Origin of the sequence: Lentibacter sp., assembly GCF_965657785.1 — a bacterium.
In the GTDB taxonomy this organism is placed as follows: domain Bacteria; phylum Pseudomonadota; class Alphaproteobacteria; order Rhodobacterales; family Rhodobacteraceae; genus Lentibacter.
Window position 1 is genome coordinate 111061 of sequence record NZ_CBFHPP010000003.1, and the last position, 26650, is coordinate 137710.

The following is a 26650-nucleotide window of genomic DNA, read 5'->3' on the forward strand; positions in this document are numbered from 1 at the left end:
TCTTAAACAATTCTTGAGACTTTATCTAAATTTTTGAAAGAGCTTTTTGTCGATTATTGGTGTAATGAGCGAGCCTAACGGCCATCAAGGCCTCGCAGAGGGAGGCGAAAATGACTGGATATCTCACAACACACGTTCTGGATACGGCGCTTGGGGCGCCCGCGGCGGGCCTCAAAATCGAGCTGTTCAGAATTAAAAACGAGGAGCGTAAGCACCTCAAGACATTGGTCACCAATGAAGATGGGCGCACGGATGTGCAGATTTTGCCGGAAGCCGAGTTTGAACTTGGCGTCTATGAGCTTGTCTTCCATGCGGGTGCGTATCTTGACACGCTTGGGATTGCGGCTCCATCCCCGCGGTTTCTGGATGTCATTCCGCTCCGTTTCGGGATGTCTCAAGCGTCGCATTATCATGTGCCTTTGCTGCTCTCACCCTTCGGCTATTCAACGTATCGGGGCAGCTAAGAGGGCATCGCGGCTGTTATGTGCTCAACCATGAAATCGATGAACAAGCGCGCTTTAGGGTCTTGGCGACGGCGGTGCATATAGAGGCAGGCGAGCTGGATGGGGAGCGGCGGCTCATCTTGCAAAACAGGGACCAGCCGCCCTTGTGCCAAATGCTCTGAGACTTCAAAGACAGGCTTGAGAATGATGCCATAGCCTTCCAGCGCCCAGTTGGTGAGAATTTCACCATGATCGGTTTCATACGGGCCAGAAACAGTCACCCGCTTTGTGCCACTCTGGGTTTGTAGCGGCCATTGAAACTCTGGCGCGCCAGGGTAGCGCAAATTCAAACAGTCATGCGCATCGGTTTTGAGATCGTCGCTGCTCTTTGGCAGGCCGCGTTTTTCCAGATAGTCAGGTGAGGCGCACAGCACGCGCGGGCAATCAGCGATTTTGCGAATGCGAAGATTGCTGTCTTGGGGAACGCCTAGAAAAAAGGCCGCATCAAGGCCTTCTGCGGCCAGATCAAGTTTGCGATCAGACAAGCGCAAGCGGATGTTAATGAGTGGATATTGCTCGTGAAACTTTGGCACAGCAGGGGCTATGAACTTTTGCCCAACGCCCAACGGCGCGGCGACATAGAGGGTGCCGCGTGGCGAACGGGTGATGTCGTTGATATCTGCTTCAGCGTCTTCGACGGCTTCAAGGATTTTGAGCGCGCCTTTGTAAAAAGTGTTGCCTTGCTCTGTCGGGTTTAGCAATCGGGTTGTGCGTTGAAACAGACGGACGCCCAAATGGTCTTCAAGTTGTGAAATTCTGGAGGAGGCAACGGCCGCCGAAATGCGCAAATCACGCGCTGCGGCAGACATATTCCCAAGTTCAAAAACTCTGACAAAGGTCTGGATGTTGTCTAGATAGGCCATCTATTATTTGACTTTTTTTGAAGCTCTTTGGGTGTTTTATGCAATACAGGATAAATCCTCAGTAAGCTAGTTAATAGGAAAGCGTCAAAGGAGCGGAAATGTACGAATTTGCAATTATGTGGGACTGGATCGGCTTTGCGATCCGTTGGCTTCATGTGATCACGGCTATTGCGTGGATCGGTTCGTCTTTTTATTTCATCGCGCTCGACTTGGGCTTGCGAAAGACACCTCATTTGCCTGTGGGGGCACATGGGGAGGAGTGGCAGGTGCATGGCGGGGGCTTTTACCATGTTCAGAAATATCTGGTCGCTCCGGAAAATATGCCTGACCATCTGACGTGGTTTAAATGGGAGAGCTATGCGACATGGCTTTCTGGCGCGGCGCTTCTCATGGTTGTCTATTGGGTTGGGGGGGAGCTGTATCTGATTGATGCGGCCAAAGCCGATATCAGCCTTTTGCAAGGTATCTTGATTTCGGCTGCCTCGCTCACTGTCGGGTGGATTGTCTATGACGCGCTTTGTAAATCAAAGCTTGGGGAAAGCCCGACTGTCCTTATGCTTTTGCTGTTCTTGCTTTTGGTAGCTATGGGCTGGGGATATAACGAGATTTTCACAGGGCGGGCCACGCTTCTGCATCTGGGGGCGTTTACGGCAACGATCATGACCGCCAATGTCTTTTTTATCATCATGCCAAACCAGCGCATTGTGGTGAAAGACTTGCAAGAGGGGCGCACGCCAGACGCAAAGTATGGCAAGATTGCCAAGCTCCGCTCGACCCATAACAACTATCTGACTTTGCCGGTTATTTTTCTGATGCTCTCAAACCATTACCCGCTCGCATTCGCCTCGGAGTATAATTGGGTGATTGCGGCGCTTGTTTTCCTGATGGGGGTGAGCATCCGGCATTATTTCAACTCGATGCACGCGGGCAAAAACCGCCCGCTTTGGACATGGCTGGTCACTGGGCTGCTCTTTGTTGCGATCATGTGGCTTTCCACTCTGCCACTGAAATTTGACACGCTGGAGCAGTCAGAGGCGCGCGCCTTGAGCACCACAGAGGAGATATTCGCGTCGGCAGAGGGGTTTGAAGAGGTGTCAGATATCGTGTTGGGCCGCTGTTCCATGTGTCATGCGCGCGAGACGTTTTATGACGGTGTGCCCCGTGCGCCCAAAGGCGTGCATCTTGAAACAACCGCTGACATCGCTGCCTATGCGCGCGACATCTATCTTCAGGCGGGTGTGACACGAGCCATGCCGCCTGCCAATGTCACCTATATCGAACCAGAAGAGCGCGCAGCGATTGTGCAGTGGTATCGCACGGCGGCAAGCCAGCTTCCGCTTTTGCTGGCCACACGCTGACGTCAGCGCCCCATCAGAGCGTCATCAAACGGGTAGGAGGTTAGGTTTTCATAGCCGTCTTCCGTGATCAGAACCTGATCTTCGAGCTTTATCGAAAAGTCGCCCCCGACCTCGCCTACGGCCGCTTCGACACAGAGCACCATGCCTGGCTCAAGCGCATAGTCAAAAGCGCCTGCGACGGCTTGGTCAGGGTAGGCCACAAGCGGCCACTCATCACAGAGTCCGACACCGTGCATCAGACAGCCGTATTTTTGGGCCTGAAACTTGTCGTCAAGTCTGTGGGTGTTTGCCGTCAGCTCGGGGATGGTCACTCCCGGTTTCAACATCTCCATATTGGTCATTATATGCTCATGGGCGTGCTGCATGGCATAGATCATATCGGCACGCGGTTTTTGATCGCCGATCCACCACGTGCGGCTGATATCAATGCAAATGCCGTAGGAGCCGATCAGGTCGGTATCAAAGGCGACAATCTCGTTATTCTGAACGATGCGCGGCCCGCATTCCTGAAACCACGGGTTCGTCCGCGGGCCCGAGGCGAGCAGGCGTGTTTCGATCCACTCTCCGCCGCGACGGATATTTTCTGCATGAAGCACGGCCCAGATATCATCTTCCGACGTAGAGCCGAGCGGCACATTCAGGCGCGCGAAATCTTCCATGGCTTTTACGGCGGTTTCACAGGCATGGCTTGCGCAACGCATGGCCAATATTTCATCGGGCCCCTTTACGGCGCGTGTTTTCTCGGTGACTTCTTCCCCTTCCATGATGTCAAAGCCCTGCGCTTCCAGAGCGCGATAGCCATGCAGCATCGCCTTATCAACGGCGAGCTTCTTATTGTCTCCTGAGTGTTCTGCCATGAGAATACGCACCTCATTGGCAAAGACATCTGCGGCGACATCGACTTTGTCGCCGCGATCAAAGTAGAAGAGGTCGGCACCAGAGCGTTGCTCTCGCACCAAAGGGTTGAACTCGCTTAGGAATGGAGAGTTTTTATAATCCCAGATCACCATATATCCGTCTGCACAAAGTAGCACGGCGCGAAACGGGTTGTGGGTATTCCAGAGCTGCATATTTGTGCTGTCGGTGGCGTAGCGAATGTTGAGCGGATCAAACATGAGCAAACCACCGTAGCCTCTTTTTACGATCGCTTGTGTCAGTCGTTCCCAGCGGAATTTGCGCATGGCGGCAAGGTTTGGCGGGGTCAGGCCTGCCTTTTCCCATTCGCCAAAGGCAAGTTGCGTCGGCCCGATTTCGACGCGGTTCTTGTCGTTTGGGGATCCATCGGCCAAATGAGTGCCTTTGCTCGGATCAATCTTGCGCGTATCGCGATAATGTTCGTTCATGTCATTGGCCTCCCGTTTCGAGAAGCTTGCGAACAAAAAGGGGGGGGCTGGCCGCTTGTTTGCGGCTTGACTGTGTCGTTTTCATTCTCATGTTTGACTGTTGCCTCTTGAAAAGCTGGTGTTGAAGCGTTCAATACGGCCATGATTTTGAACCAGAGCATTCCTTACGATCCATTATCCCCGAAGCCACTGCCCGGGATGTCGCCCCTCGATCCGAAGGATTGGCTGCGTGTGGATGAAACATATGCCGCCCAGCTGGCTGAAAAAGCTCGCGTTGTTGCGGCCGACAGAGACATGGTTCTGGCTTTAGATGAAGCGGCTCGCCCTGCGGCGGAAGAACTCTTGGATATGGTTGTTTCGGCGTTGAGCGACATAGACGGTTTCTATTTGCAAAACATGATGATGCGCTGCCCTGATGGTCGCAACGTGGCCGTTGATCGGGCAGACCCTATGCTGACGCTTTCAAGGCTGATTCAGGAAGACTTTTGTATTTTGCAAAAGACTGGAGATGAGCACGTGCTCACGGGGGCTGTGTTGTGTTTCCCTGCAAGCTGGTTGCTGGCTGAGAAGTTTATGCAGCCTTTGATCGGAATTCATGAACCCGTTGCCTCTTATGATGCGGACATAGCGCGGCGGGTTCAGCGGCTGTTTGATGGTGTGCGTGTGGCGCAGCCGCTTTGGCGGTTTAACGCATTGTGGTATGCAGACCCGGCTTTGCATCAGCCGCGCTCTGCCCATAGCCGCCGCGACGAGCGGTTTGTGGAAGCCGCACAATATATGCGCTCGGAGCTGCAAACGATCCGCCGTTTGCCAGAAACGGATGCGGTTGTATTTGGCATTCACACCTATGTTTTGACGCAAGACAGCCTGAACCGCCGAGCGGCTCTGGCGTAATTAACGAGGCTTGACAGTAGCTAACAAAAAAGGCCCGCCGTTTCTGGCGGGCCTTTCTCGTAATCAGGTCTGTTTAGCAGCTGTAATACATACCGAATTCCACAGGGTGGGGGGTATGCTCATAGTGCAAGACTTCTTCCATCTTGAGGGCAAGATAGCCTTCAATTTGGTCTTTCGTGAAGACATCACCTGCCAGCAGGAAGGCATGATCTGCCTTGAGGCACTCAAGAGCTTCACGGAGCGAACCGCAAACTGTTGGGATCCCTTCAAGCTCTTCGGCTGGAAGATCATAAAGGTTTTTGTCCATGGCTTCGCCCGGATCAATTTTGTTTTTGATACCGTCAAGGCCGGCCATCAAAAGGGCTGCAAAGCAGAGGTAGGGGTTTGCAGACGGATCAGGGAAGCGGGCTTCTACGCGCTTGGCTTTGGGCGATTCTGTCCATGGAATACGCACACAGCCTGACCGGTTGCGGGCTGAATAGGCACGCAGAACAGGCGCTTCAAACCCTGGGATCAAACGCTTGTAGCTGTTTGTCGACGGGTTGGTGAAGGCGTTGAGCGTTTTTGCGTGCTTGAGAATACCACCAATAAAGTAGAGCGCTTCTTGGCTCAGATCAGCGTATTTATCGCCTGCAAAGAGGGGCTTGCCATCTTTCCAGATCGACATATTTACGTGCATCCCTGTGCCGTTGTCGCCATAGATCGGCTTTGGCATGAAGGTTGCTGATTTGCCGTAGGCGTGCGCCACGTTGTGGATCACGTATTTATACTTCTGGATCTCGTCAGCTTGCTTTGTCAGCGTGCCAAAAATGAGGCCAAGCTCGTGCTGACAAGACGCCACTTCGTGGTGATGCTTGTCAACTTTCATTCCGAGGCTCTTCATGGTCGAGAGCATTTCAGAACGCAGGTCTTGTGCGTCATCAATCGGGTTCACAGGGAAGTAGCCGCCCTTGAGGCCCGGGCGATGGCCCGAGTTGCCCATTTCATACTCAGTGTCGGTGTTCCATGAGGCATCAACAGCATCAACTTCGTAAGATACCTTGTTGATTTTGTTTTCGAAACGAACATCATCAAAGATGAAGAATTCAGCTTCTGGCCCCATATAGGCGACATCACCAATACCTGATTCTTTGAGGTAGGCTTCGGCTTTTTGAGCTGTGCCGCGCGGATCGCGCTCGTAGGCTTCGCCAGTATCAGGCTCGACAATCGAGCAATGAAGGCAGAGCGTTTTTTCGGCATAAAATGGGTCGATATAGGCGCTTGCCGTATCGGCAATCAGTTTCATGTCCGAGTTTTCAATCGATTTCCAGCCCGCGATTGAGGAGCCATCAAACATAAAGCCTTCTTCGAGGAAGTCTTCATCAACCAGATCAACATCGACAGTTACGTGCTGAAGTTTGCCGCGAATGTCGGTGAATCTGATGTCGACATAGGCAACGTTTTCGTCCTTTAGCGTCTTGAGAACGTCTTGTGTGCTCATTCTCTTGGTCCTTTTCGTTTGCGGTAAGAAAGTAAATTAAAGCGCTTCTGGGCCGGTTTCGCCGGTCCGGATGCGTATGGCTTGCTCGACTGGGGAGACGAATATTTTTCCATCCCCTATTTTGTCTGTTTTGGCGGCGTCAACGATAGCTTCGACGGCTTGATCGACCAGATCGTCATCAACAACGATCTCGAGCTTCACTTTAGGCAGGAAATCAACGACGTATTCAGCGCCACGGTAAAGCTCTGTGTGGCCTTTCTGGCGCCCGAAGCCTTTGACTTCGATCACAGAAAGCCCCTGAACGCCGACATCTTGCAGCGCCTCTTTGACTTCATCGAGCTTGAAGGGCTTGATAATGGCTTCGATTTTTTTCATCACTCGGCCTCCTTAATCACGGTTCACAGCTTGAAAACACTTTTCACAGAAAGCCTCAAACGAATAGGATGCCTGATGAGCGTCATATGCGGGTCCAACCGATATGTGCCTATTTTTTGTGCGTTTAGATGTAAATTTAAGCGATTATGAATCCGCCTGTGCTGTCATATCTTCACTCCGATGAAGGCCAACGAAAGAAGCCCCTGATGAGCCGAACTCCAAGATTAATCACCCAGAAAAGCATCGGAATTGCTGAGCTGGGCAAGCAGAGAGATCATAAGTTCACTTACGGTCATGCGCTTATTGTGTCGGGTGGGGCGGGCAAAACAGGGGCGGCGCGGCTGGCTGCGAGAGGTGCTTTACGAATTGGGGCAGGGCTTGTCACGTTGGGCGTGCCTCATGAGGCGCAGTGTGAGGCGGCGTCACAGCTGACCTCAATCATGCTGACGGGTGTTGAGACGCAGGCTGATTTGCGTGACACTTTAACAGATGGTCGGATCAATGCCCTCTGTCTTGGCCCCGCCTTGGGGTTGGAGCGGGCCAGACGCCTGTTGCCTGAGGCGCTTGCGGTCCATCGTCCAACAGTATTGGATGCTGATGCCTTATCTGCCTTTGAGGCTGCGCCTGCGTCCCTGTTTGCAATGCTTCACGAAAGCTGTGTTTTAACGCCTCATAGTGGTGAATTCGGGCGTATTTTTCCTGATATCTTGGGAAAAGTGAGTGCGCTTGAGTGCTCTAGAGCAGATGGCGTCCGAGAGGCGGCTGCGCGGGCAGGGTGCATTGTTCTCTTAAAGGGAGTTGATACGCTTATCGCGACGCCAGACGGGCAGTGCAGCCTGCATAGCGCAGCTGGCCTGCGTGCTGCGCCTTGGCTTGCCACCGCCGGAGCGGGAGACGTATTGGCGGGGTTTATAACAGGGTTAATGGCGCGCGGCTTTACCCCGTTTGAGGCGGCCAAAACAGGCGTGTGGCTGCACGTTGAATGCGCACTTGCTTACGGGGCAGGGCTTATTGCAGAGGATTTACCTGAAGTATTGCCAGATGTTTTTAAAGCGTTGCAGGTTTAAGCCACAAGCCTGAGCTTGGAGAGAGTGCGCTCGCAAGCCAGCTCTAACCCGTCCACATAAATGATATGAGGCGCGTCAAAAACCAGCTGAAACAGCCGCGTTTTTTGATTGCCTAGATAGTGAAAAGACCTGCCGTCTATCAGGTGTTTCACAGGAATAAGAGCCGATTTTTCGCGGGCCGATACGTGCTTGTGCGCCTTGCGCAGCAGCAGTTTCTGATCCGCAGGTAAGATGACAGCCTGTTCAGGGCTGTTTCGTTCCAGAGCGCTACGTTCGACCCGCACCATTGGGCACAGAAGGTCAATAACCTCCATATGGCAAAGCGCTGCCATGCCTGTATCCCGAGTGATAATACGATCACCTTCTGTCAGGAATTCCACTGGCAAGGCGCCATCCTGTGTGAGGACCGTACTGCCAATCAATACGCCAGTGCTGTCGGACAAAGTCCGAGCCTGCGCAGAGTCTTCTGCTAAAAAGGGCTTCATTTTGCACCCGTATGTTTTTTACTGCCTCAATTATTAGAAAAGATACGGCAAGAAACTGTAAATGTCGCGTTTTTTTCGCCATACAGGCGCAATTTCCACTCGCAAATCGTTTTGCCCTTGGCTATACGCAGCCCTGTTGCGGGTGTGGCGGAATTGGTAGACGCACCAGATTTAGGTTCTGGCGCCTATGGCGTGGGGGTTCGAGTCCCTTCACCCGCACCATTCAAGAATTTCTTAACATCACATGAGACGATTGGTCGAGTTAGGGGATTGGTTGAATTGGGTGTGCTTTTTTTTGCGCTTCGAGGACCTCTTTAACCTGTCGGTATTCGGTCTCCATTGATGAGGAATACGACTGGTTATCCGCGTGCGTAGGCGTTGCACCTCGGAACAATCGCAGCGGAGTTCAGATCCCATTAAGCTGGGCGACATAGCACTCTGCCGCGACCAAACGCCGCCGATATGAGGCGCATGGGGGCGGTGGCAGCACATTATGAAAAGAGGCCCAGCCAAGCGGGCAAGGCCTCTTTTATTAAGTATGACGCTATTACGCTGCCGCCTTGACGGCCCTTTGCGTCATGACTTTGACCAGATGCGCACGATACTCTGAAGAGCCGTGCAAATCTGAGATCATGTTATCCGCCGCGAGAGCCAGCCCTTCGAGTGCGGGGGCAGAGAAATCAGCAGTTAATGCAGCCTCCGCCTCTTTCCATCGGAAAACCCCTTCGTTTGAAGCCCCTGTCACGGCCACGCGCACACCACTTTTGGTTTGGGCAACAAACACCCCAACCAGCGCAAACCGTGAGGCAGGTTGAACAAATTTTTGATAATTTGCCTTCTCGGGGATCGGGAACTTTACGGCAGTCACAATTTCGCCTTCGTCCAAAGCCGTTTCAAACATTCCTTGGAAAAAATCGTCTGCCGAAATTTCGCGCGTGTTTGTGACAATCGTTGCGCCAGTGCCCAAGGCGGCTGCAGGGTAGCAAGCCGCTGGATCGTTGTTTGCGATTGATCCACCGAGTGTGCCACGGTTCCGCACGGCAGGGTCGCCAATATGGGCGGCCAGATCCGACAGGGCTTTAAATGTCCCGTCTGCGGCCACGTCGGCGTGGCAGGTTGCGCCGCCAATGGTGAGAACGCCGTCTGAGGCGCACAAGCCCTTCAGTTCGGCAATCCCGCTGAGCGAAACCAGCTTGGAAGGGCTTGCAAGCCGCGCCTTAAGTGTCGGGATCAGCGTTTGCCCGCCGCTCAAGGCCTGTGCCTCATCTGTCAGGGCAGCGACAGCCTCTGCAAGTGTTTCAGGGCGCTCTATGTCAAATGCATACATCTGCTTTTTCCTCTCAAGCGTTTTGCATAGCCGTCCACACCCGGTGAGGTGTAACAGGCATATCAATATGGGTTACGTTTTTGCCGCCAGACTGCATGGCATCGATCACCGCGTTGATGACTGTGGGCGGGGAGCCGATTGCGCCAGCCTCACCACAGCCTTTCACGCCCAAAGGGTTGTGAGTGCAGGGTGTGCCCTGACTGTGATCTACCTTGAAAAATGGCAGATCGTCCGCGCGTGGCATGGTGTAATCCATATAGGAGGCACTCAACAGCTGACCGTCTTCATCGTAGGTGGTGTTTTCCAGCAGCGCCTGGCCAATACCCTGTCCAAGCCCGCCATGGACTTGTCCAGTCACAATCATCGGATTGATCACATTGCCAAAGTCATCCACTGCGGCAAAACGGTCAACACGGACCTTTCCTGTTTCCGGGTCAAGCTCGACTTCACAGCAATAGGCCCCTGAGGGGTATGTAAAGTTGGCAGGGTCATAAAACGCGGTTTCCTCCAGACCGGGTTCAATTTGCTCAAGGGGGAAGTCATGCGGAATATAGGCTTTTAAGGCGACCTCGCCGAACGGCACCGACTTATTGGTTCCGATGGCAGAAAAGACCCCATCCTCAAAGCTGATGTCTTTATCAGTGGCTTCCAGCATATGAGCCGCAATCTTTTTGGCCTTGGTGATGACTTTTTCAGTGGCGCGCACAACCGCCGAGCCACAAACCGCAAGAGAGCGCGACCCATAGGTGCCCATCCCGAACGGAATTTTGGACGTATCGCCGTGCACGATATCAATGCTCGCGGCATCAATGCCCAGCATATCGGCAACCACTTGGGGGAAGGCGGTTTCATGGCCTTGCCCGTGGCTGTGGGCCCCGACCATGACAGAAATATTGCCTGTCGCGTTCACCCGCACAGTCGCTGCATCATAAAGACCAACGCGTGATCCAAGGACACCCACAAGATTTGAAGGCGCAATGCCACAAGCCTCGATATAGGCATTTACACCCAATCCACGCAAAAGCCCTTTGGCTTCAGACGCTTTGCGACGGGCCGCAAAGCCAGAAAGATCGCCGACCGCCTCCATTTTGTCCATTAACGCGTCGTAATTGCCGCTGTCATACTCAAGACCTGCTGCGGAAGCATAGGGGTATTGGTCTGGTTTGATAAAGTTTTTGCGGCGCAAAGCGATTGGATCCATGCCCATTTCACGGGCAGCCATATCAATCACCCGTTCCAGAGAATAGGTGGCCTCGGGCCGGCCTGCGCCTCGGTATGCATCCACTGGTGCCGTGTTGGTAAAGACGGCTTTCACGTTTACATAGACGTTAGGCACTGTGTAGTTGCCGGCCATGAGCGTGCCATGCAAAAACGTTGGCGTGGCTGTCGAGAAGTTCGACAAATAAGCGCCGACATTGGCCAAGGTCTCTGTTCGGAACGCCAGAAAATGACCGTCCTTATCAAGCGCCAGTTCAATTGTTGTTACGTGGTCTCTTCCATGCGCATCAGTGAGGAAGGCTTCCGTCCGGTCTGCTGTCCAGGTTACGGGGCGGTTCAGTTTTTTGGCCGCCGCCAAGACGAGGGCTTCTTCACCGTAGTGATATATTTTTGAGCCAAAGCCTCCCCCAACATCAGGCGCAATCACGGTGAGCTTGTTTTCGGGAATGCCCAAAACAAACGCCGAAATAAGCAGGCGGGTCAGATGCGGGTTTTGGCTGGTGGTGTGCAGGATATACTCGTCATTGCCCCGGTGATATTCGGCGCGCGAACTGCGTGGCTCCATGGCGTTTGGCACCAGACGGTTGTTCACCAATTCGAGTCGAGTGACATGATGCGCGCTCTTGATGGCGGCATCAGTTGCCGCGCGGTTGTCTTCGATCCAGCCCCAGTCAAAGCACTGGTTGGTGCCGATTTCGTCATGCACAAACGTGGTGGCGCTTAAAGCCTCTTTCATGTTTACGACAGCAGGGAGTTCTTCAATATCGGCCTCGATGGCTTCAATTGCATCCATTGCCTGCTCTTTGGTTTCGGCAATAACGGCAGCGTAAGCATCTCCGACGTGGCGCACTTTACCGTGCGCCAGAACGGGGCGCTTTGGCTCGTGCATTGGCGTGCCGTCTCGCGAGTTGATGAGCCAACCGGCAGGGTTTCCACCCACTTCTGTGAAGTCATCACCCGTAAAAATTGCAAGAACACCAGGCATGGTAGACGCGTGGCTGATATCAATGTTTTTAATCACCCCATTTGCCACATTCGAACGGGCAAACACGGCCACTGCTTCACCAGAAGCTTGAATATCGTCTGTATAACGTCCCGCGCCAGTCAAAAACCTGACGTCTTCGCGACGCACTGTTGCTGCGCCAATTCCATCATCTTTGGGCATAATATATCCCCCCTCTAGAGTTATTATTCGGCTGCGATGCTGGAAACGTCTTGTCCAGACGCAGCAAGAACCGCTTTGACGATATTGTGATAGCCGGTGCAGCGGCAGATATTGCCCTCAAGATACGCACGCACTTCTGCTTCGCTGGGCTTGGGGTTTTCCTTTAACAAGGCTGCCGTTGTCATCACCATCCCCGGTGTGCAAAAGCCACATTGCAGGCCGTGATGGTCTTGAAAGGCTTGCTGAATAACGTTGAGCGATCCGTCTTCATTGGCCTGACCCTCAATTGTTGAAACCTCTGCGCCGTCGGCTTCTGCGGCAAACATCGTGCAGGATTTAACAGCCCGACCGTTTACATGGACCAAGCAAGCTCCACATTGTGATGTGTCGCAGCCAATATGTGTTCCGGTCAGCCTCAGATCTTCGCGCAAAAAAGCGGAAAGCAGGGTGTTGCCTCCGACATCACGCGAAACAGACACCCCATTCACGCTCATTGTTACTTTCGTCATCAGATTCCTCCCATTAAGTCTTTTTATAAAAGTGTCTTAGCCCCTAAGCCGTTTGAACCAGCCTTTTTTCTGAGTATCTCCAACACTTTGGTCACTCTCATGATCCTCAGCCTCCGTATCATCTGACGGGTCAGGTTCGCTTACGGCAGTTGAGAAATTTTCAAAGAATTGATCCGCCATTTTTTTGGCGAAACCGTCAATAATCCGGCTGCCCAATTGGGCCAGCTTACCGCCGACTTTAGCTTCCACATCATAGTGTAAAATCGTTGTATCATCGACCAGTTCCAGGCGCACATCTGCGGTGCCCTTGGCAAAGCCTGCTGCGCCACCCTTGCCCTCGCCGGTAAGCGTCAAGCTTTGGAGTGCAACCATGTCGCTGAGCACAACACTGCCCTTGAAAGTGGCTTTGACGGGTCCAACCTTCTGCACAACGGTTGCCTCATATCCGTCTTCGGCAGATCCACTTATCTCTGTGCATCCTGGCACAGATGCTTTCAATACATCTGGGTCAAGCAGTGCAGTCCAAACGGTTTCTCCATCAGCTTTGATGACCTGACGTCCACTTAACTTCATGACGCATCCCCTGGTTGTGCTTTTCAGGTTAGGCAAACTGGGGAACATGAGTCAAATAAAACTGCACTTTTCTGACAATTGGACGTTCTGTTTGAGGTGGTTTCTGACCTAATTGTATTAGGTGCAGGTCTAGATATCAGAGCAGAGAGTTGGGCTGTGAGTTATAGTGTGGCACCGGTTTGAGCTGAATACAGCTACAACATGATGGTCCCAGAGCCTATGAGATGTAATCATTCCGTCTGAACTGGTGTTCTGCCACATTACCTTTGCGTCTGGCATTTTGGCAAAAGCTTGTTCTCGTAAGCGACGCGGTCTGCTGTTGTTTTGCGGGTCAGCCTGCATGGTTGTGAGGTTCCCAACAGATATATAAGACTTCGAGGGTAGTGGTTTTATTTTGTGTGCAAAGTGATATCGGCCAGTCTCTCGAACTTATGGCTTCCTGCGATGCTGCCTAAGACCGCTGCTGCAAGCAAGCCGTTGCCTGACAAGTAACCGCTGTCTGAGCTGCCCGAGACACCGCAAGCGGCCCCTCCGCCCGCGTATAAATTGGGGATGGAGCTGCCGTCTTTTGTCATCACCCGAGCGGAAGTGTCAACGCGCAGTCCGCCCTGTGTGTGAAAGAGCGCACCCGTGACGCGCACACCGCAGAAGGGAGCGCAAAGAGCGGTGTCTCCGAAGGATCGTCCAAAACGGTCGGAGCTGTTTTGTGGGATGTCGGCAATTGTATTGCACAAAGCTAGAGCTGGCAGGCCAAGAGCATGGGCGAGGCCTTCGAGTGTTTCGGCGCTTTTGATGGCTCCTTGTGCTTCGGCGCGTTTGAAGTCCTCAAATTGCCGCGCGATTGCGGCGATGCGACCATCAAATATGGCATAAGCCTCGCCATCTGGTTGGGACAGAACGGCGCGCGCGGCTTCGGAGTAGCCTTGCGCTTCGTTCCAGAACCGCTCGCCCGCGGCGTTGACCTGAACGCCGCCCTCTGTGATCGTCGCCCATGTAATGAGAATGCCATGCGGATGGGCGACGTTTCCGTGCCCTTGATAGGCCTCGAGATGTTCGGTTGCTGCGCCGATCTGATCTGCCCAAAGCACAGCTTCCCCACGGTTGCCGTCATGGCCAAACCAAAGCCCGTCTTCAATCTGGGGCATATGCTTTGACACCAGAGACCGGTTGCCGCCAAAGCCGTTGCAGGCAAGGATCAACTTATCGCAACCAATCGTCTCAATGCCGCCGTCTGGGCGCTGAGCGGCAATCCCGTGGACCGATCCATCTGCGAAATAGAGCGTCTCTGCACGGCGTTCGCAGATAATGTCGATACCTGCCCGCTCTGCGGCGCTTCGTAATGTGTCAATCAGTTCGCTGCCCGCACGCGTAGGGAGCCCGTGCATACGGCGGCTTGAGTGACCCGGGTAGTCAAAGTCATCAACGAGCGAGAAGGGGAGGCCGTGTGTTTCTGTTAACCAGTCTATCACCGGCGCAGCATTTTGCGCCAAAAGATCAACCAGATGCTGGTTGTTTTCTTGATGGGCCTTGGCCTGAATGTCGGCGGCGAACTGAGCGGCGCTATCTTTGACACCAGCTGCCTTTTGCAGTGTTGTCCCCGCAGCGGGGATCAATCCGGCAGAGAGCGCCGTGGAGCCTGACGGAACGGCATCGGCTTCGATCACCAGAACCTCTTGCCCAGCCTCGTTTGCGGCAAGTGCCGCAATCAGGCCACAGGCACCAGCCCCGATAATAAGGGTTTCCACAGCAAGATCAAAAGCCTCGGGTGGTGTCTTAACTGTCGGAGCCGTCATAACGTGCGCCTTTTTTGAGCATTTCAGCTGTGCCGATCACGGTGTTGAGGCCGTTGAAGTCAAACATTTGTTCGGCGAAGGGTTTGTTGGAGCCATGTTTGGCAAGGCTTTGATAATAGTCCTGTGCCGTGCGTGCGAGCGCCCGCACGATACCACCCGGAAAGATCACGATCGAAAAGCCAAGGCCTTCCAGATCATCCGCGCCTGTGATCGGCGTTGCGCCGCCTTCGACCATATTCGCCAGAAGCGGAATGCGTTTGGAGAAGCGCTCTGCGATGTGTTCAAGCTGGGCGCGGTCTTGTGGGGCCTCGATGAACAGCACATCTGCCCCTGCTTCAAGATAGGCCTCGGCGCGATCTTCGGCAGCTGTGAAGCCCTCGACGGCAATGGCGTCGGTGCGCGCAATGATGAGCGTTTCTTCAGAGGCGCGAGCGTCGGCCATGGCCGCAATCTTGCCGACCATTTCTTCAGCGGAGATCAGAGATTTGTCAGCCAGATGGCCACAGCGTTTCGGGTAGGTCTGGTCTTCCATTTGCAGCGCGGATGCGCCTGCTCGTTCATAAAGCCGCATGGTGCGTTGCGCGTTGAGAGCGTTGCCAAAGCCTGTATCGGCATCAATGATCACAGGCAGCGAGCTGCGATCTGCAATCAACGTCATAGTATCGGCCATCTCGGAGGCGGTTGTTAGCCCGATATCGGGCCGCCCCAGACGCGTATAGGCCACCGCGGCTCCGCTCAGGTAAAGCGCCTCAAAGCCTGCGGCTTCTGCAAGCGAGGCTGTCAGCCCGTCATATACGCCTGGGGTGACCATGATTTCTTTGTTCTGAAGGCGTGTCTTGAGGCTCATGATGTGCCCTCGATCAAGGCCAGCGCTTTGGCGCAGCTCATTTGCTTGGTGACCGTACCAAGCGAAAGAAGTGTGGCGTCATGCACCTCGGCTTTGAATGCGGCGCAGCCGTCTGTTAGCATAATGGTGTCGATGTTGCGCAGATGTGCATCACGCAGGGTTGAGGCTACGCCTCCATTTGTGACGATCCCACCGACAATAAGATGATCAATGGCTGTGGCACGCATCAGATATTCTAGCCGCGTTTGGTAAAACGCTGAATATGCCACTTTTTCGATCACAAAATCTGCGGGCTGAAGACTGTCCACAAGTGTGTGCCCGAAACATCCAGGGGCAAAATCACCCTTACTGAGGAAAGGGCGAAGCTCTTTCAGATGCGGGGCGATAAGAGGTTCGCCGTCTTTATCGGGGACCAGCGTGAACTGCGCAGAGAAATAACGGCCACCCTTGGCTTGAAGAGCTCGAGCCAGAGGCGCGATACGATCGGGGAGGGCGGTTATGCTTGCAGCACTTTGGCCGGCGCGCCCGTAGGCGCCTTCGGGATGGAGAAAGTCATTTTGCAGATCAATCGTCAGCAGTGCGGTGCGCGAAAGGTCCCATGTGCTTGGATCACTCATGATCGCTCCTCCAAAGGTTCGATTATTGTATTGCCGAAGCGGTCAACGCGGCCTTGCAAGTGAGGCTCAATCAGCACTGTGGTATCAGGCTGTGTCAGGATTGCGGGGCCTGTGATTATGGTTCCCACGGGCAAGGCAAGGCGATCATATATTGCGGTGTCATGCCACGTGTCACCAAAATGCACTTGGCGCTTCCCTATCGCTTTGGCGCTTCCTCCCTCTGATGGTGCTAGGGTGCTGAGGTCGAATTTGGGACGTTTACCCGTCACAGCGCTGCGCAGGTTGAGGATACGTCGCACGCCGTTTTGCAACAGCCTGCCATAGGTTGCTGTATATGTCGCATCAAAAGCCTTTTCGATCTCGGCCCGTGTCGGGGCTGTTACACTGTGCCCGTCGGTCTTCACCGTGAGGGGAACAGAAACAGTATGTGTTTGTCCGACGTAGGCCATATCGAGCTCAAAGCTTAGTTCGCGAGCTTCGAAGTTTGTGCGCGCGGCATCAAGTAACGCCATGCCTTGATCTGCGTGTGTTTGCATGAAATCGCCCAATGTGGCCTCATCCAGCGTCGCGACGAGTGAGTTAATGGTTTGTACAAAATCCTGCCGCATATCTGCAATGACGCAGCCCATTGCAGAGGTCACCCCCGGATAGCGCGGGACAATGGCCCGTGCGATGCCAACTTCAGCCAGCATTGCGCCCGAATGAAGCGCGCCACCGCCGCCAAAAGGCATAAAGGCAAAATTCTTCGGATCAAATCCGCGCTCGATACTGACAAGGCGGATTGCGCCAGCCATACGGCTGTTTGCAACTCTTAAGACTGCCTCGGCAGCTTCGAGTGTCGTGAGGCCCAAGGGGCGGCCCACGTGCTCATCAATCGCGTGGGCAGCGGCGTCGACATCAAGGCGTTCAAGCTTGCCGCCAATCGGATTGTCAGGGTCAATGCGTCCCAAAACAACATTGGCATCTGTTACTGTCGGGCGGGTGTTGCCAAGACCGTAGGCGACAGGCCCAGGGTTGCTACCTGCACTCTCGGGGCCGATGTTGAGCAAGCCGCCCTTGTCGACCCAAGCGATGGAGCCACCGCCTGCGCCAATCGTGGTGATCTCGATCATAGGGTTGCGCACGACCATGCCAAAATCAATCGAGGTCTGAGGCGAAAGCATGGAGTGCCCGTCTGAAATCAAGGATACGTCAAAACTGGTACCGCCCATGTCGCCCGTGATGACATTTTCAAAGCCTGCGGACTGGGCAATATAGGCCGCCGCAATCACACCCGCAGCCGGCCCCGACAGGGCCGTGCGAACAGGCAGACGGCAGGCCGTATCGACAGCCATAACTCCGCCGTTTGATTGCACGATCATGAACTCGCCATCAAAGCCACCAGCTTTAAGCGCATTTTCCAAACGGCCTAGATAGCCGGACACCTCGGGCTGAAGATACGCATTGAGGGCCGTGGTCGAAAACCGTTCAAACTCGCGGATCTCAGGCAATATCTCGGAGGATGCCGAGACGTGCTCATTGTGCCAAACCTCGCGGAGCACAGCGACTGCCGCATCTTCGTTTGCGGTGTTGGCATAGGAATTGGCAAATAGGATCGCGACCCCTTCGCAGCCATTGGCGTGCAGGGTTTTGGCTGCGGCGCGCACAGCATCAAGATCAACGGGGGTGCGCACTGTGCCGTCCGCCAGCGTGCGTTCAGGCACTTCAAGGCGGTTGCTGCGGTCTACCACGGGCTCGAAATCCCCGCGAAGACCCCATGTGCGGGGACGATCTCGGCGACGCATTTCGAGCACATCGCGCAGGCCTTGGGTGCAGATCACACCTGTTTTTGCGCCTTTGCGCTCCAGCAGCGCGTTGGTCCCTGCTGTCGTGCCGTGAACAACGACTGCAATTTCGGAAAGATCACTGACTTCACGCCCGATTCCGTCCAGAAACCCATCCGATTGATCTGGCCGTGTGGTGGGAACTTTGGCCACGCTGGCCGTGCCTTGGGCTTCGTTGAGAACAAAAACATCTGTAAATGTGCCACCAACGTCGACCCCAATCATAAGACCGCTCATGTTCTGCTCTCCCGCCAGTCTGTTCCGTAGGCGGCATCCGCCGCGGCTTCGCTCACCAATCCGCGTGCGACGTCGCGTGCGATGGCTGTATGGTTGCGCTCACCCGCCTTCCCATAGCCTCCGCCACCCGGCGTTTGTAGGCGCACGGCCTGACCTGCTTTTAGCTGTATCCCTCGCATTTTCGAGGCCAACGGCGGGCTGTGCCAGCCGTCATCCTGTTCGTATTCAAACGCATTTAGTGCGGCGTCATTGCCGCCTGCGATCCCCTTAGGGGCAAAGCGGCCACGCTCTCCGAAGAGGAAAGCCTCTGCACCGTTTTCCTCAAGCACTTCAATTTCATATATTGCGCCGATGCCGCCGCGGTGTGCGCCTGCGCCTGCGCTGTCTGGGCGCAGCGCCCATGTTCTGAACATGACAGGGTAGGCGGCTTCCAGAATTTCCAATGGTGGGATTGTGGCGGTCGAGATTGGCGCGTTGCCGTGGTTTAGACCGTCCGTCTCGATAGAGCCACCGTGCCCGCCGCCATAAAAGGAGAACATGACCCAAGGCTGGCCGTTCTTGCGCTTGCCTGCAATGGAGAGCGCGTTGATTGTGCCATAGGCGTTGGCCACGACCCGTTCGGGCGCTGCCTGTGCAAAGGCTGAAAACACCACGTCGATCATGCGCAAGATCGTTTCCGTGTAGCCGCCCGTCGGGGCGGGGAACTTGGCCGCCAAAAGGCTGCCTTCTGGCACGATCACTTCAATAGGGCGCATGACCCCGGCGTTTGCGGGCAGGGCGGGGAAAATATGTTTGACCGCCACATAGGCTGTTGCCACAGTTGTGGGCAGAGCAATGTTGACTGGGCCAGCGCATTGCGGGGCCGAGCCTGTGAAATCAAGGCGCATGGTGTCCCCGTTGATTTCGAGTGCGATTTTGATCTTGAGGGGCTCATCACTGATCCCGTCGTTATCGAGGTAATCCTCAGCTTCCCAGCGACCATCTGGTAGATCGGTAAGTTCTGAGCGCATGAGCGCCTCAGCACGGTGGCCCAGAGCTTCAAGTGCTGCTGTGATTGTATCGCCGCCGTATTCATCCAGCAGCTCGTCCATCCGCTTCACACCAAGATCGAGCGCGCCAAGTTGGCCATTCAGATCGCCCATCGCCGATTGTGGCAGGCGGGTGTTGCGCAGCAGAATGTCAATAATGTCCTGATTGAGCTTGCCTGCGTGTGCGAGCTTTACGGGCGGCAGGTTGAACGCTTCTTGGAAAACATCCGTGGCCGCAGGGTTATAATTGCCTGGAACTGCGCCACCCAAATCATGCCAGTGACCGACAGAGGCGAGATAACAGAAGAGCTTACCCTCCCGGTAATATGGGCGCACGAGGCGCATATCTGACAAGTGTGTGCCGCCGATATGGGCATCGTTGAAGATGTAAATGTCACCATCTTCCAAATCGCCATCCTTGGCGGCCTTCTCAATCACGGCTTTGACTGCGAAGGACATCACGCCAACGAAAATCGGCAATCCTGATTTGCCTTGCACCAGAGTGTCACCAGACACTGCATGATATAGCCCGTGGCTGGCGTCATGCGCCTCGGCGATAATCGGGTTGAAGGCCGCGCGAAACAATGTTGCGTCCATTTCATCGGCAATTTGTTCCATCCTGCCTGCAAGCACAGACAGCGTTATGGGGTCAATCTCGCTCATGTCGTTGCCCTCACTTCGGCCATATCGTTCCAAACATCCTGCTTGGTGATCTTTCCATCAATCACTTCAAACCGGTCAACAAAGCGGATGCCTTCAAAAGAGCTGTCATCATGGTATTCGCCTTGCAACGTGCCGCGGCAATAGACAACGGAGGCATCTCCTGCGCTCTGCATTGCATCAAAACCTTCGTAGGTTTTGGTGACAAACTTGTAGCGTGGCTTGGACCAAGCGATCAGCTCGTCAAGTGTCGTCATCGGTTCGGTGCCTGGGAAGGTCATTGTGAAACCTTCACCCAACACTGCGTTAGCTTTTGCCAGATCACGCGCTTCCATGGCTGTGAGGTAATTTTTGACGATCACCGTCGGGTCGGGCCGCGCCGCCGCTGGAACGCGCTGGATGCGACCGCGATAATAATTTTCAGTTGGTATGTCATGGATCATGACTGTGACAAGCTCTGGCGATGCGGGAACCACGAATCGCACGGCATCTGTAAGGGCTTCGCCAAGGCGTTGTTTTTCTTCTGGATTATAGCCTTCCAAAACGTGCAGCTCAACTACAGGCATCGCTGTCTCCTTCGTATAATTTGTATTACCTGTAATACATATATTGTATCTTGCCAGAATTTTTTTTTGGATATTTTGAATACTAATCCTTGCTTTTGGAAGGAACACATCTACGCTCACCCACGCAGAATTGGGGAATCATGGATGCGGGCTGAAGCTGTTCAGATATTGCCAGAAGGGGTCAAGGCGCGTCGCGTTTACCTATCTTTGCGGGACCAGATCACTGCTGGCGACTTGCGAGATGGCGAGACATTGCCGGGTGAGCAAAAGCTTGCGGAAGCCTTTGGTGTCAGCCGCGTGACAGTGCGTAGAGCGCTTGAAGCACTGGCGCAAGGCGGTCTGATTGAGCGCCGTGCTGGCAGTGGCACAAGAGTTCGGGCGCGCCCCGCAGCAGGCCAGCGCGCCGCGATGAATTTCAATACTCTGATGCCGCAGCTTGTCGAGATGGGTCAAAAAACGACAGCGCGGCTATTGTCTTTTTCGTATAGCGCTGCCCCTGATTTTGTTTCTTCTGCAATGGGATTTGAGCGGGACACAAAGGTTCAGATAGCAACGCGGGTCAGGTTTGCGGGGGATGTTCCGTTTTCTCATTTGACGACCTATGTTCCAGCCCAGATTGCGCAGAATTATTCAGAGAACGATCTAGCCACGACGCCACTGTTTCAGCTGTTGGAGCGCAGTGGTGTGAAGATAAAGGAAGCACACCAATCCGTCAGCGCAACTCTGGCTGGCCCTGAAGTTGCCGAGGCGCTTGAGGTCGAAGTTGGTTCTGCGTTGTTGTCTTTGCGCCGTGTTGTGCGGGATGTGAATGGCGCTGGTGTCGAGTATCTAGCGGGGCTTTACCGGCCTGATATGTTCCGGCTTGAAATGCCGCTCTCGCGTGTTGGCCACGGCTCTACGCGCCATTGGGAGCCTGCCATTGGTCAGGATGAGGGAGGCACGTGATGTCGATCCCGCAAACCATGCTGGACAAGCTTTGGGCTGCACACGAAGTCGTGCAGCGAGAAGATGGCGTTTCGCTGCTTTGGGTTGACCGTCATTTGGTTCATGAAGGCTCGCATCATGCTTTTGCCAAAATCAAAGAACGCCGGTTGCCTGTCGCTGAGCCTGATCTGACCTTTGCTGTCGTCGACCATTATGCGCCCACACGCGGGCGCTCAAAAATTGCTGATCCAGAGATATCACGCATGATAAATACGCTGCGTGAGAACGCGGCTGAAAACAATATTCGTCTCTATGATCTGGATGATCCAAGGCAAGGTATCGTTCATGTGGTCGGCCCAGAAGAGGGCCTGACCCTGCCTGGATTGCTGCTCAATTGTGGGGATAGTCATACCTCAACCCATGGTGCATTTGGTGCTCTTGCCTTCGGCATTGGCGCGACCGAAGTCGCCCATGTGCTTGCGACCCAGACGGTCTGGCAGCGCAAGCCAAAATCCATGAGGATTACCGTCGAAGGGGCTTTGAGGCCAGGCGTCTCGGCCAAAGATATTGCTTTGGCATGGATTGCAAAGCTTGGGACCGACGGGGCGCAGGGCCATGCAGTGGAATACGCGGGCGCTGCGATCAGAGGTCTTTCGATGGAAGGCCGTATGACGCTGTGCAACCTATCGATAGAAGGCGGTGCGCGCTTTGGTCTCATCGCGCCTGATGAGACAACTTTCGCATATATCAAGGATCGCCGCTTTGCCCCAAAAGGTGCGGCTTGGGAAACCGCCTGCGCAGATTGGCGCGGGCTGTCCGGTGACGAAGGCGCCGCGTTTGACCGTGAGGTGGCTCTGGATGCCTCCGAAATTGCGCCCACTGTAACTTGGGGCACAAGTCCGGAACAGGCGCTGCCAATAACGGCCTCATTGCCTGAGGCGTCTGATGTGCCGCCTGCCAAAGCAGAAGCGGCCCGTGCTGCGCTTGAGTATATGGGGCTCAAGGCTGGTCAGACGCTTGAAGGCACGGTTGTCGATCAGGTGTTTATCGGCTCTTGCACCAATGGGCGGATCGAAGACTTGCGCGCAGCGGCACAGGTTCTTAGGGGGCGCAAAGCAAAAATACCTGGTCTCGTGTCTCCGGGTTCGGCGCAAGTCAAAGCTCAGGCGGAGGCTGAAGGGCTTGACCAGATATTCACTGAGGCTGGCCTTGATTGGGTCGCCTCTGGATGTTCGATGTGCGTCGGGATGAATGGTGATCTTGTTGGCGAGGGAAAACGCTGTGCGTCCTCAACCAATCGCAACTTCAAAGGCCGCCAAGGCCGCGGTGCGCGCACGCATCTGATGAGCCCTGCAATGGTGGCCGCGGCTGCGATAACGGGAACGCTGACTGATGTGCGCAAACTTCTTGAGGGGCAGATCTGATGGCAGGGTGGAGCACGCATAGGGGCAGGGCGGTGAGCCTGCCGCAGGCCAATATAGACACTGACCAATTGATCCCTGCGCGTTTTATGTCAGTGCCGCGGGCGCAAGGTTATGGCCCCTATCTATTGCACGATCTGCGACGAGACGAAGCGGGTGATTTGAAGGCTGATTTCCCGCTTAATGCGCATGACGCAACCAGTGTGTTGGTGGCAGGTCGCAATTTTGGCAGCGGATCTTCGCGCGAGGCGGCGGTCTATGCGCTTATTGATGCGGGCATCCGAGCAGTGGTTGCGCCAAGTTTTGGCGATATTTTTGCTGCAAATGCTGTGAACAACGGGCTGTTGCCCGCTCAGATTGACGAGGCAAGCTGTGAGATGCTGGCTGACAAGCTTGGGGGCCGCTCTCAAGACATCGTGATTGATATTGGCGCGCGGAGTCTTCTGCTCGGCTCTATTGGTGCGCAGTTCGCGCTTGATGACAGTTGGGCGCTGAAACTGATCAACGGTTGGGACGACATCGATCTTACACGCAATCATGGCGTTGCCATTGCCGCGTTCAAAAACATTCGACATCAAACCACCGCTTGGGCCTGGCCCAGCGGAGCGGATTGAAAACCGCCATCAGCGCGGGAAACGGGGGCGCAAGCCTCAAAACAGTGGAGAAAGAAACGATGAAGATGAAACTACTGGGGAGCCTCCTTGCGGGGGCAACGCTCGTCGCGGGCACGCTCAAAGCCGAAGAGACAATCTCTGCGGTTCACGCCTTTCCTGAAACTCTGATTTATACCAAGAGCTTTTTGAGCTTTGTTGATAAGGTGAATGAAGCGGGCGCTGGCGTCATCCAGATTGATGTGCGCGGCGGGCCAGAAGCCATTGGTATGTTCCAACAGCCTGATGCTGTGCGCGACGGGATCGTTGATATGGTCTATACGCCTGGCTCGTTTTATGGCGGTGCTCTGCCAGAGAAAGACGCCATGGTGGCATCCAATCTGACAGCAGTTGAAACGCGCGCCAATGGCGGCATTGCTCTTATTGACCAGATCCACCAAGAGAAAATGGGCCTGAAGTATTTGGGCTGGTTTGACAGTGGTGTGTGCTACAATCTCTGGACACGTGAAGAGCCTAAGTTTGATGCAGCTGGCAATCTTGAAGTCGACGGCCTCAAGCTGCGCGGCAACAACGTTTATAACGCCTTCTTCACCAACTACCTTGGCGCGCAGGTCATCGATTTGCCAACAGGCGAAGTTTACTCCGCCCTCCAGCGTGGTGTTGTAGACGCAACAGGCTGGACGCAGATTGGCTTGATTGATCTCAAGTGGAACGAATTCCTGAACTACCGCATCGAGCCTTGCTTCTTCTCGACAGATCTCGGCGTGATTGTGAACAACGAAAAGTGGAACTCCCTGTCTGATGAAGCCAAGAAAATCCTTCAGGATGTCGCGATCCAGCATGAGAAAGACAGTGTTGAAGCCTTGCGCGCCAAGCGGGACGAAGACTTTGCCGCGCTTGATGCGGCTGGCATGAAGGTGATCTCGCTTCAAGGTGAAGCCAAAGCCAACTACCTTGGTGCGGCCCGTGAGAAAACGTGGGAGCGTATGAAAGAGGTTATGGCCGGACAGCCAGGCGGCACCGGAAACTATGATCGCTTGATTGAGCTGTTCTACGATCTTGACGCAGCAAAATAAGTGCTTTTGCAGGCCTGCCGCTTAGCGGTGGGCCTGCGTTTTCTTGAAAGAAGAGCCATGATCAACACCACATATAAAACGCTGCTCTACGGAATGGCCACTATTTCGGGCCTGACGCTGGTCTGGATTATGCTATCTGTGATCGCCTCTGTCGTGATGCGTAATTTTGGGCTTCAGCCTTTTGCATGGCTTTTCACTTCGGCTGAATATGGCCTTCTCTACATGACCATGTTGGGTGCGCCCTGGCTTGTGCGTGAGAAAGGGCACGTTCATATCGAACTGCTCACGGCGGCGTTGTCGGAAGGGCCGCGTCAATTACTGAGCCGCGCTGTCGCTTTGGCCTGCGTTGTGGTTTGCGCTATTCTCACTTGGAAAGGCATAGAGCTGGTTTTGACCAATCTTGAACGAGGTGATTTTGACACCCGCGCCTATTATTTTCCGCGCTGGTTGCTCACAATTGCTTTTCCGCTCTCATTTGGCCTGATGGCCATCGAATTTTCACGCTTCGTATTTGGCTCAGAGCTGATGCACAGCGGTGAAGCAGGGATACACGAATAATGGAATGGTTTGAGGCACTTGCCCTGCTATTGGGCACAATCATGCTTCTGATGGCTGTTGGTATGCCGATTGCTCTGGCCTTTCTGGCGGCCAATATCATCGGCGCATGGATCTTTATGGGCGGAGAGCGGGGCATCACCCAGTTGTTGAACAACGGCCTTGGCTCGCTGACAAAATATGCACTGATGCCGATCCCGTTGTTTCTGCTTATGGGAGAAATATTTTTCCATACGGGACTTGGCGGGCGGATGTTTACCGCGATTGATAAACTGCTGGGCCGTCTGCCAGGTCGCCTAAGCTATGTCACGGTTTTGGGAGGCACAGCGTTTTCAACCCTGTCTGGCTCCTCCATGGGCTCAACGGCCCTTCTGGGCTCTCTTATGGTCCCTGAGATGAGCCGTCGTGGCTACAAATCCCATATGAGCATTGGCCCGATCCTCGGCACGGGCGGTCTTGCGATTATCATTCCACCCTCTGCTTTGGCTGTGCTTCTGGCGACGCTGGCACAGATTGATGTGGCGGCGCTCCTCCTTGCGGGTGTGATCCCGGGCCTTGTGCTGGCCGGATTTTATATTGCGACGATCTGGATTCAGACCAAGATCGACCCGACGGCTGCGCCTGCGTATGAAGTCGAAGATCTTTCCTTGGCCACCAAAATCGGACTGCTCCTCAGGGAGGTAATCCCAATGGTGAGCGTGATGATCATTATCATTGTTCTTATGATACAGGGGGTTGTGACCCCATCAGAAGCCGCGGCCTTTGGCGTTTTGGGCGTGCTTGTCCTTGCGGCGCTGTTTCGTTGTCTCACGTGGGAGGCAATGAAAAAGTCTGTCATCGGGGCTTTGCGGGTAACGTTGATGGCCTATCTTATCGTGTTTGGCTCGGCAACCTTCAGTCAGCTTCTCGCCTTTTCGGGGGCCTCTCGTGGGCTGGTCAGCTGGGCCACCAGCTTTGATCTAGCGCCCCTTGCCATGCTGCTGGTGATGTTTGCTGTGCTCTTGCTACTCGGGATGTTCATGGAGCAGATCTCGATTATGCTGCTCACTGTGCCGATCTTTTTCCCGCTGGCCCAGACGCTCGGATTTGATCCGATCTGGTTTGCGTTGATCATGCTTCTCTCTCTTGAGATCAGTTTTACAACGCCACCCTTCGGGTTGCTATTGTTCGTGATGAAGGGGGTGTCCCCGCCGGGGACGACAATGCGAGAGATATACACCTCTGCCTTCCCATATATTTTCTGTTCTTTGTTTTTGGTGGTGTTGCTGATTGCCTTTCCTCAGCTAGCCCTGTGGCTGCCATCACTTTGAACTCGGACAATCCCGCGACTTG

At 54.4% G+C, this 26650-nt stretch carries 25 protein-coding genes and 1 tRNA gene; 11 read left to right on the forward strand and 15 right to left on the reverse strand.

What is annotated here, in order from left to right; all coding sequences use genetic code 11:
• Window positions 1-110 precede the first annotated feature (110 nt).
• Window positions 111-464, forward strand: coding sequence for a hydroxyisourate hydrolase (gene uraH / locus ACTF58_RS02955; protein ID WP_438990476.1), 354 nt, complete (start codon window positions 111-113; stop codon window positions 462-464).
• Here the strand turns inward: uraH and ACTF58_RS02960 are convergent.
• Window positions 461-1366 carry a LysR substrate-binding domain-containing protein gene (locus ACTF58_RS02960; protein ID WP_438990477.1) on the reverse strand — a complete coding sequence of 302 codons (906 nt, stop codon included), beginning with the start codon at window positions 1364-1366 and terminating at the stop codon, window positions 461-463. The two genes, uraH and ACTF58_RS02960, sit on opposite strands and share 4 nt — an antisense overlap.
• Before the next feature lie 98 nt (window positions 1367-1464).
• Here ACTF58_RS02960 and ACTF58_RS02965 point away from each other — a divergent pair, with 98 nt between their 5' ends.
• Window positions 1465-2724: a urate hydroxylase PuuD gene (locus ACTF58_RS02965; protein WP_438990478.1), complete on the forward strand. Its 1260-nt coding sequence runs from the start codon at window positions 1465-1467 to the stop codon at window positions 2722-2724.
• A gap of 2 nt (window positions 2725-2726) precedes the next feature.
• Here the strand turns inward: ACTF58_RS02965 and dddP are convergent, their stop codons facing one another.
• Entirely contained in the window at window positions 2727-4067 is a 1341-nt protein-coding gene (gene dddP, locus ACTF58_RS02970; protein ID WP_438990479.1) for a dimethylsulfonioproprionate lyase DddP, read from the reverse strand.
• A 141-nt stretch (window positions 4068-4208) separates the two neighbouring features.
• Here dddP and ACTF58_RS02975 point away from each other — a divergent pair, with 141 nt between their 5' ends.
• Window positions 4209-4961, forward strand: coding sequence for a heme-dependent oxidative N-demethylase family protein (locus ACTF58_RS02975; protein ID WP_438990480.1), 753 nt, complete (start codon window positions 4209-4211; stop codon window positions 4959-4961).
• A gap of 73 nt (window positions 4962-5034) precedes the next feature.
• On the opposite strand, the gene glnA is transcribed toward ACTF58_RS02975, so the two are convergent.
• Window positions 5035-6441 carry a type I glutamate--ammonia ligase gene (glnA, locus tag ACTF58_RS02980; RefSeq protein WP_438990481.1) on the reverse strand — a complete coding sequence of 469 codons (1407 nt, stop codon included), beginning with the start codon at window positions 6439-6441 and terminating at the stop codon, window positions 5035-5037.
• 36 nt (window positions 6442-6477) lie between these two features.
• Window positions 6478-6816, reverse strand: coding sequence for a P-II family nitrogen regulator (locus ACTF58_RS02985; protein WP_438990482.1), 339 nt, complete (start codon window positions 6814-6816; stop codon window positions 6478-6480).
• A 206-nt stretch (window positions 6817-7022) separates the two neighbouring features.
• Between ACTF58_RS02985 and ACTF58_RS02990 the strand changes: the two genes are divergently transcribed.
• Complete coding sequence (locus tag ACTF58_RS02990) at window positions 7023-7883, forward strand: NAD(P)H-hydrate dehydratase (protein WP_438990483.1); 861 nt, start codon at window positions 7023-7025, stop codon at window positions 7881-7883.
• Here ACTF58_RS02990 and ACTF58_RS02995 read toward each other — a convergent pair.
• Window positions 7880-8326 carry a Hint domain-containing protein gene (locus tag ACTF58_RS02995; RefSeq protein WP_438990484.1) on the reverse strand — a complete coding sequence of 149 codons (447 nt, stop codon included), beginning with the start codon at window positions 8324-8326 and terminating at the stop codon, window positions 7880-7882. The two genes, ACTF58_RS02990 and ACTF58_RS02995, sit on opposite strands and share 4 nt — an antisense overlap.
• Window positions 8327-8506: 180 nt before the next feature.
• Between ACTF58_RS02995 and ACTF58_RS03000 the strand changes: the two genes are divergently transcribed.
• Window positions 8507-8590: transfer RNA gene (locus ACTF58_RS03000), tRNA-Leu, on the forward strand.
• 325 nt (window positions 8591-8915) lie between these two features.
• On the opposite strand, the gene ACTF58_RS03005 is transcribed toward ACTF58_RS03000, so the two are convergent.
• The 10 genes from ACTF58_RS03005 to ACTF58_RS03050 all read right to left on the reverse strand — a co-directional run bounded on the left by ACTF58_RS03005 (window position 8916) and on the right by ACTF58_RS03050 (window position 20731).
• Window positions 8916-9695, reverse strand: a complete 780-nt coding sequence (locus ACTF58_RS03005; protein ID WP_438990485.1) for an FAD binding domain-containing protein — start codon at window positions 9693-9695, stop codon at window positions 8916-8918.
• Between the two features lie 13 nt (window positions 9696-9708).
• A complete protein-coding gene (locus ACTF58_RS03010; RefSeq protein WP_438990486.1) occupies window positions 9709-12078 on the reverse strand; it encodes a xanthine dehydrogenase family protein molybdopterin-binding subunit in 2370 nt (789 codons plus the stop codon).
• A gap of 23 nt (window positions 12079-12101) precedes the next feature.
• Window positions 12102-12587 (reverse strand): (2Fe-2S)-binding protein, encoded by a 486-nt coding sequence (locus ACTF58_RS03015; protein ID WP_438990487.1) that lies wholly within the window; start codon window positions 12585-12587, stop codon window positions 12102-12104.
• 36 nt (window positions 12588-12623) lie between these two features.
• Complete coding sequence (locus tag ACTF58_RS03020) at window positions 12624-13160, reverse strand: CoxG family protein (RefSeq protein ID WP_438990488.1); 537 nt, start codon at window positions 13158-13160, stop codon at window positions 12624-12626.
• A 389-nt stretch (window positions 13161-13549) separates the two neighbouring features.
• Complete coding sequence (locus ACTF58_RS03025) at window positions 13550-14953, reverse strand: FAD-dependent oxidoreductase (RefSeq protein WP_438990489.1); 1404 nt, start codon at window positions 14951-14953, stop codon at window positions 13550-13552.
• Entirely contained in the window at window positions 14934-15800 is an 867-nt protein-coding gene (locus tag ACTF58_RS03030; protein WP_438990490.1) for an isocitrate lyase/PEP mutase family protein, read from the reverse strand. Before ACTF58_RS03030 ends, ACTF58_RS03025 begins: the two co-directional genes overlap by 20 nt.
• The gene (locus ACTF58_RS03035) at window positions 15797-16417 is read right to left on the reverse strand and encodes a cysteine hydrolase family protein (RefSeq protein ID WP_438990491.1); all 621 of its coding nucleotides are present in this window, start codon (window positions 16415-16417) and stop codon (window positions 15797-15799) included. Before ACTF58_RS03035 ends, ACTF58_RS03030 begins: the two co-directional genes overlap by 4 nt.
• A complete protein-coding gene (locus ACTF58_RS03040; RefSeq protein ID WP_438990492.1) occupies window positions 16414-18477 on the reverse strand; it encodes a hydantoinase/oxoprolinase family protein in 2064 nt (687 codons plus the stop codon). The genes ACTF58_RS03035 and ACTF58_RS03040 overlap by 4 nt, the downstream gene beginning before the upstream one ends.
• Window positions 18474-20168 (reverse strand): hydantoinase B/oxoprolinase family protein, encoded by a 1695-nt coding sequence (locus ACTF58_RS03045; protein ID WP_438990493.1) that lies wholly within the window; start codon window positions 20166-20168, stop codon window positions 18474-18476. The genes ACTF58_RS03040 and ACTF58_RS03045 overlap by 4 nt, the downstream gene beginning before the upstream one ends.
• Window positions 20165-20731: a nuclear transport factor 2 family protein gene (locus ACTF58_RS03050; RefSeq protein ID WP_438990494.1), complete on the reverse strand. Its 567-nt coding sequence runs from the start codon at window positions 20729-20731 to the stop codon at window positions 20165-20167. Before ACTF58_RS03050 ends, ACTF58_RS03045 begins: the two co-directional genes overlap by 4 nt.
• A gap of 144 nt (window positions 20732-20875) precedes the next feature.
• On the opposite strand from ACTF58_RS03050, the gene ACTF58_RS03055 reads away from it, so the two are divergent.
• Genes ACTF58_RS03055 through ACTF58_RS03080 form a run of 6 tightly spaced genes read left to right on the forward strand, consistent with a single transcriptional unit; the run spans window position 20876 to window position 26628 of the window.
• On the forward strand, window positions 20876-21676 hold the full coding sequence (locus ACTF58_RS03055) for a GntR family transcriptional regulator (protein ID WP_438990495.1): 801 nt from the start codon (window positions 20876-20878) through the stop codon (window positions 21674-21676).
• Window positions 21676-23079 (forward strand): 3-isopropylmalate dehydratase large subunit, encoded by a 1404-nt coding sequence (leuC, locus tag ACTF58_RS03060; RefSeq protein ID WP_438990496.1) that lies wholly within the window; start codon window positions 21676-21678, stop codon window positions 23077-23079. The genes ACTF58_RS03055 and leuC overlap by 1 nt, the downstream gene beginning before the upstream one ends.
• Complete coding sequence (leuD, locus tag ACTF58_RS03065; protein WP_438990497.1) at window positions 23079-23690, forward strand: 3-isopropylmalate dehydratase small subunit; 612 nt, start codon at window positions 23079-23081, stop codon at window positions 23688-23690. Before leuC ends, leuD begins: the two co-directional genes overlap by 1 nt.
• Window positions 23691-23749: 59 nt before the next feature.
• Window positions 23750-24763, forward strand: coding sequence for a TRAP transporter substrate-binding protein DctP (gene dctP, locus ACTF58_RS03070; RefSeq protein WP_438990498.1), 1014 nt, complete (start codon window positions 23750-23752; stop codon window positions 24761-24763).
• A gap of 57 nt (window positions 24764-24820) precedes the next feature.
• Window positions 24821-25321: a TRAP transporter small permease gene (locus ACTF58_RS03075; protein ID WP_438990499.1), complete on the forward strand. Its 501-nt coding sequence runs from the start codon at window positions 24821-24823 to the stop codon at window positions 25319-25321.
• Complete coding sequence (locus ACTF58_RS03080; protein ID WP_438990500.1) at window positions 25321-26628, forward strand: TRAP transporter large permease; 1308 nt, start codon at window positions 25321-25323, stop codon at window positions 26626-26628. Before ACTF58_RS03075 ends, ACTF58_RS03080 begins: the two co-directional genes overlap by 1 nt.
• The last annotated feature ends 22 nt before the right edge of the window (window positions 26629-26650 follow it).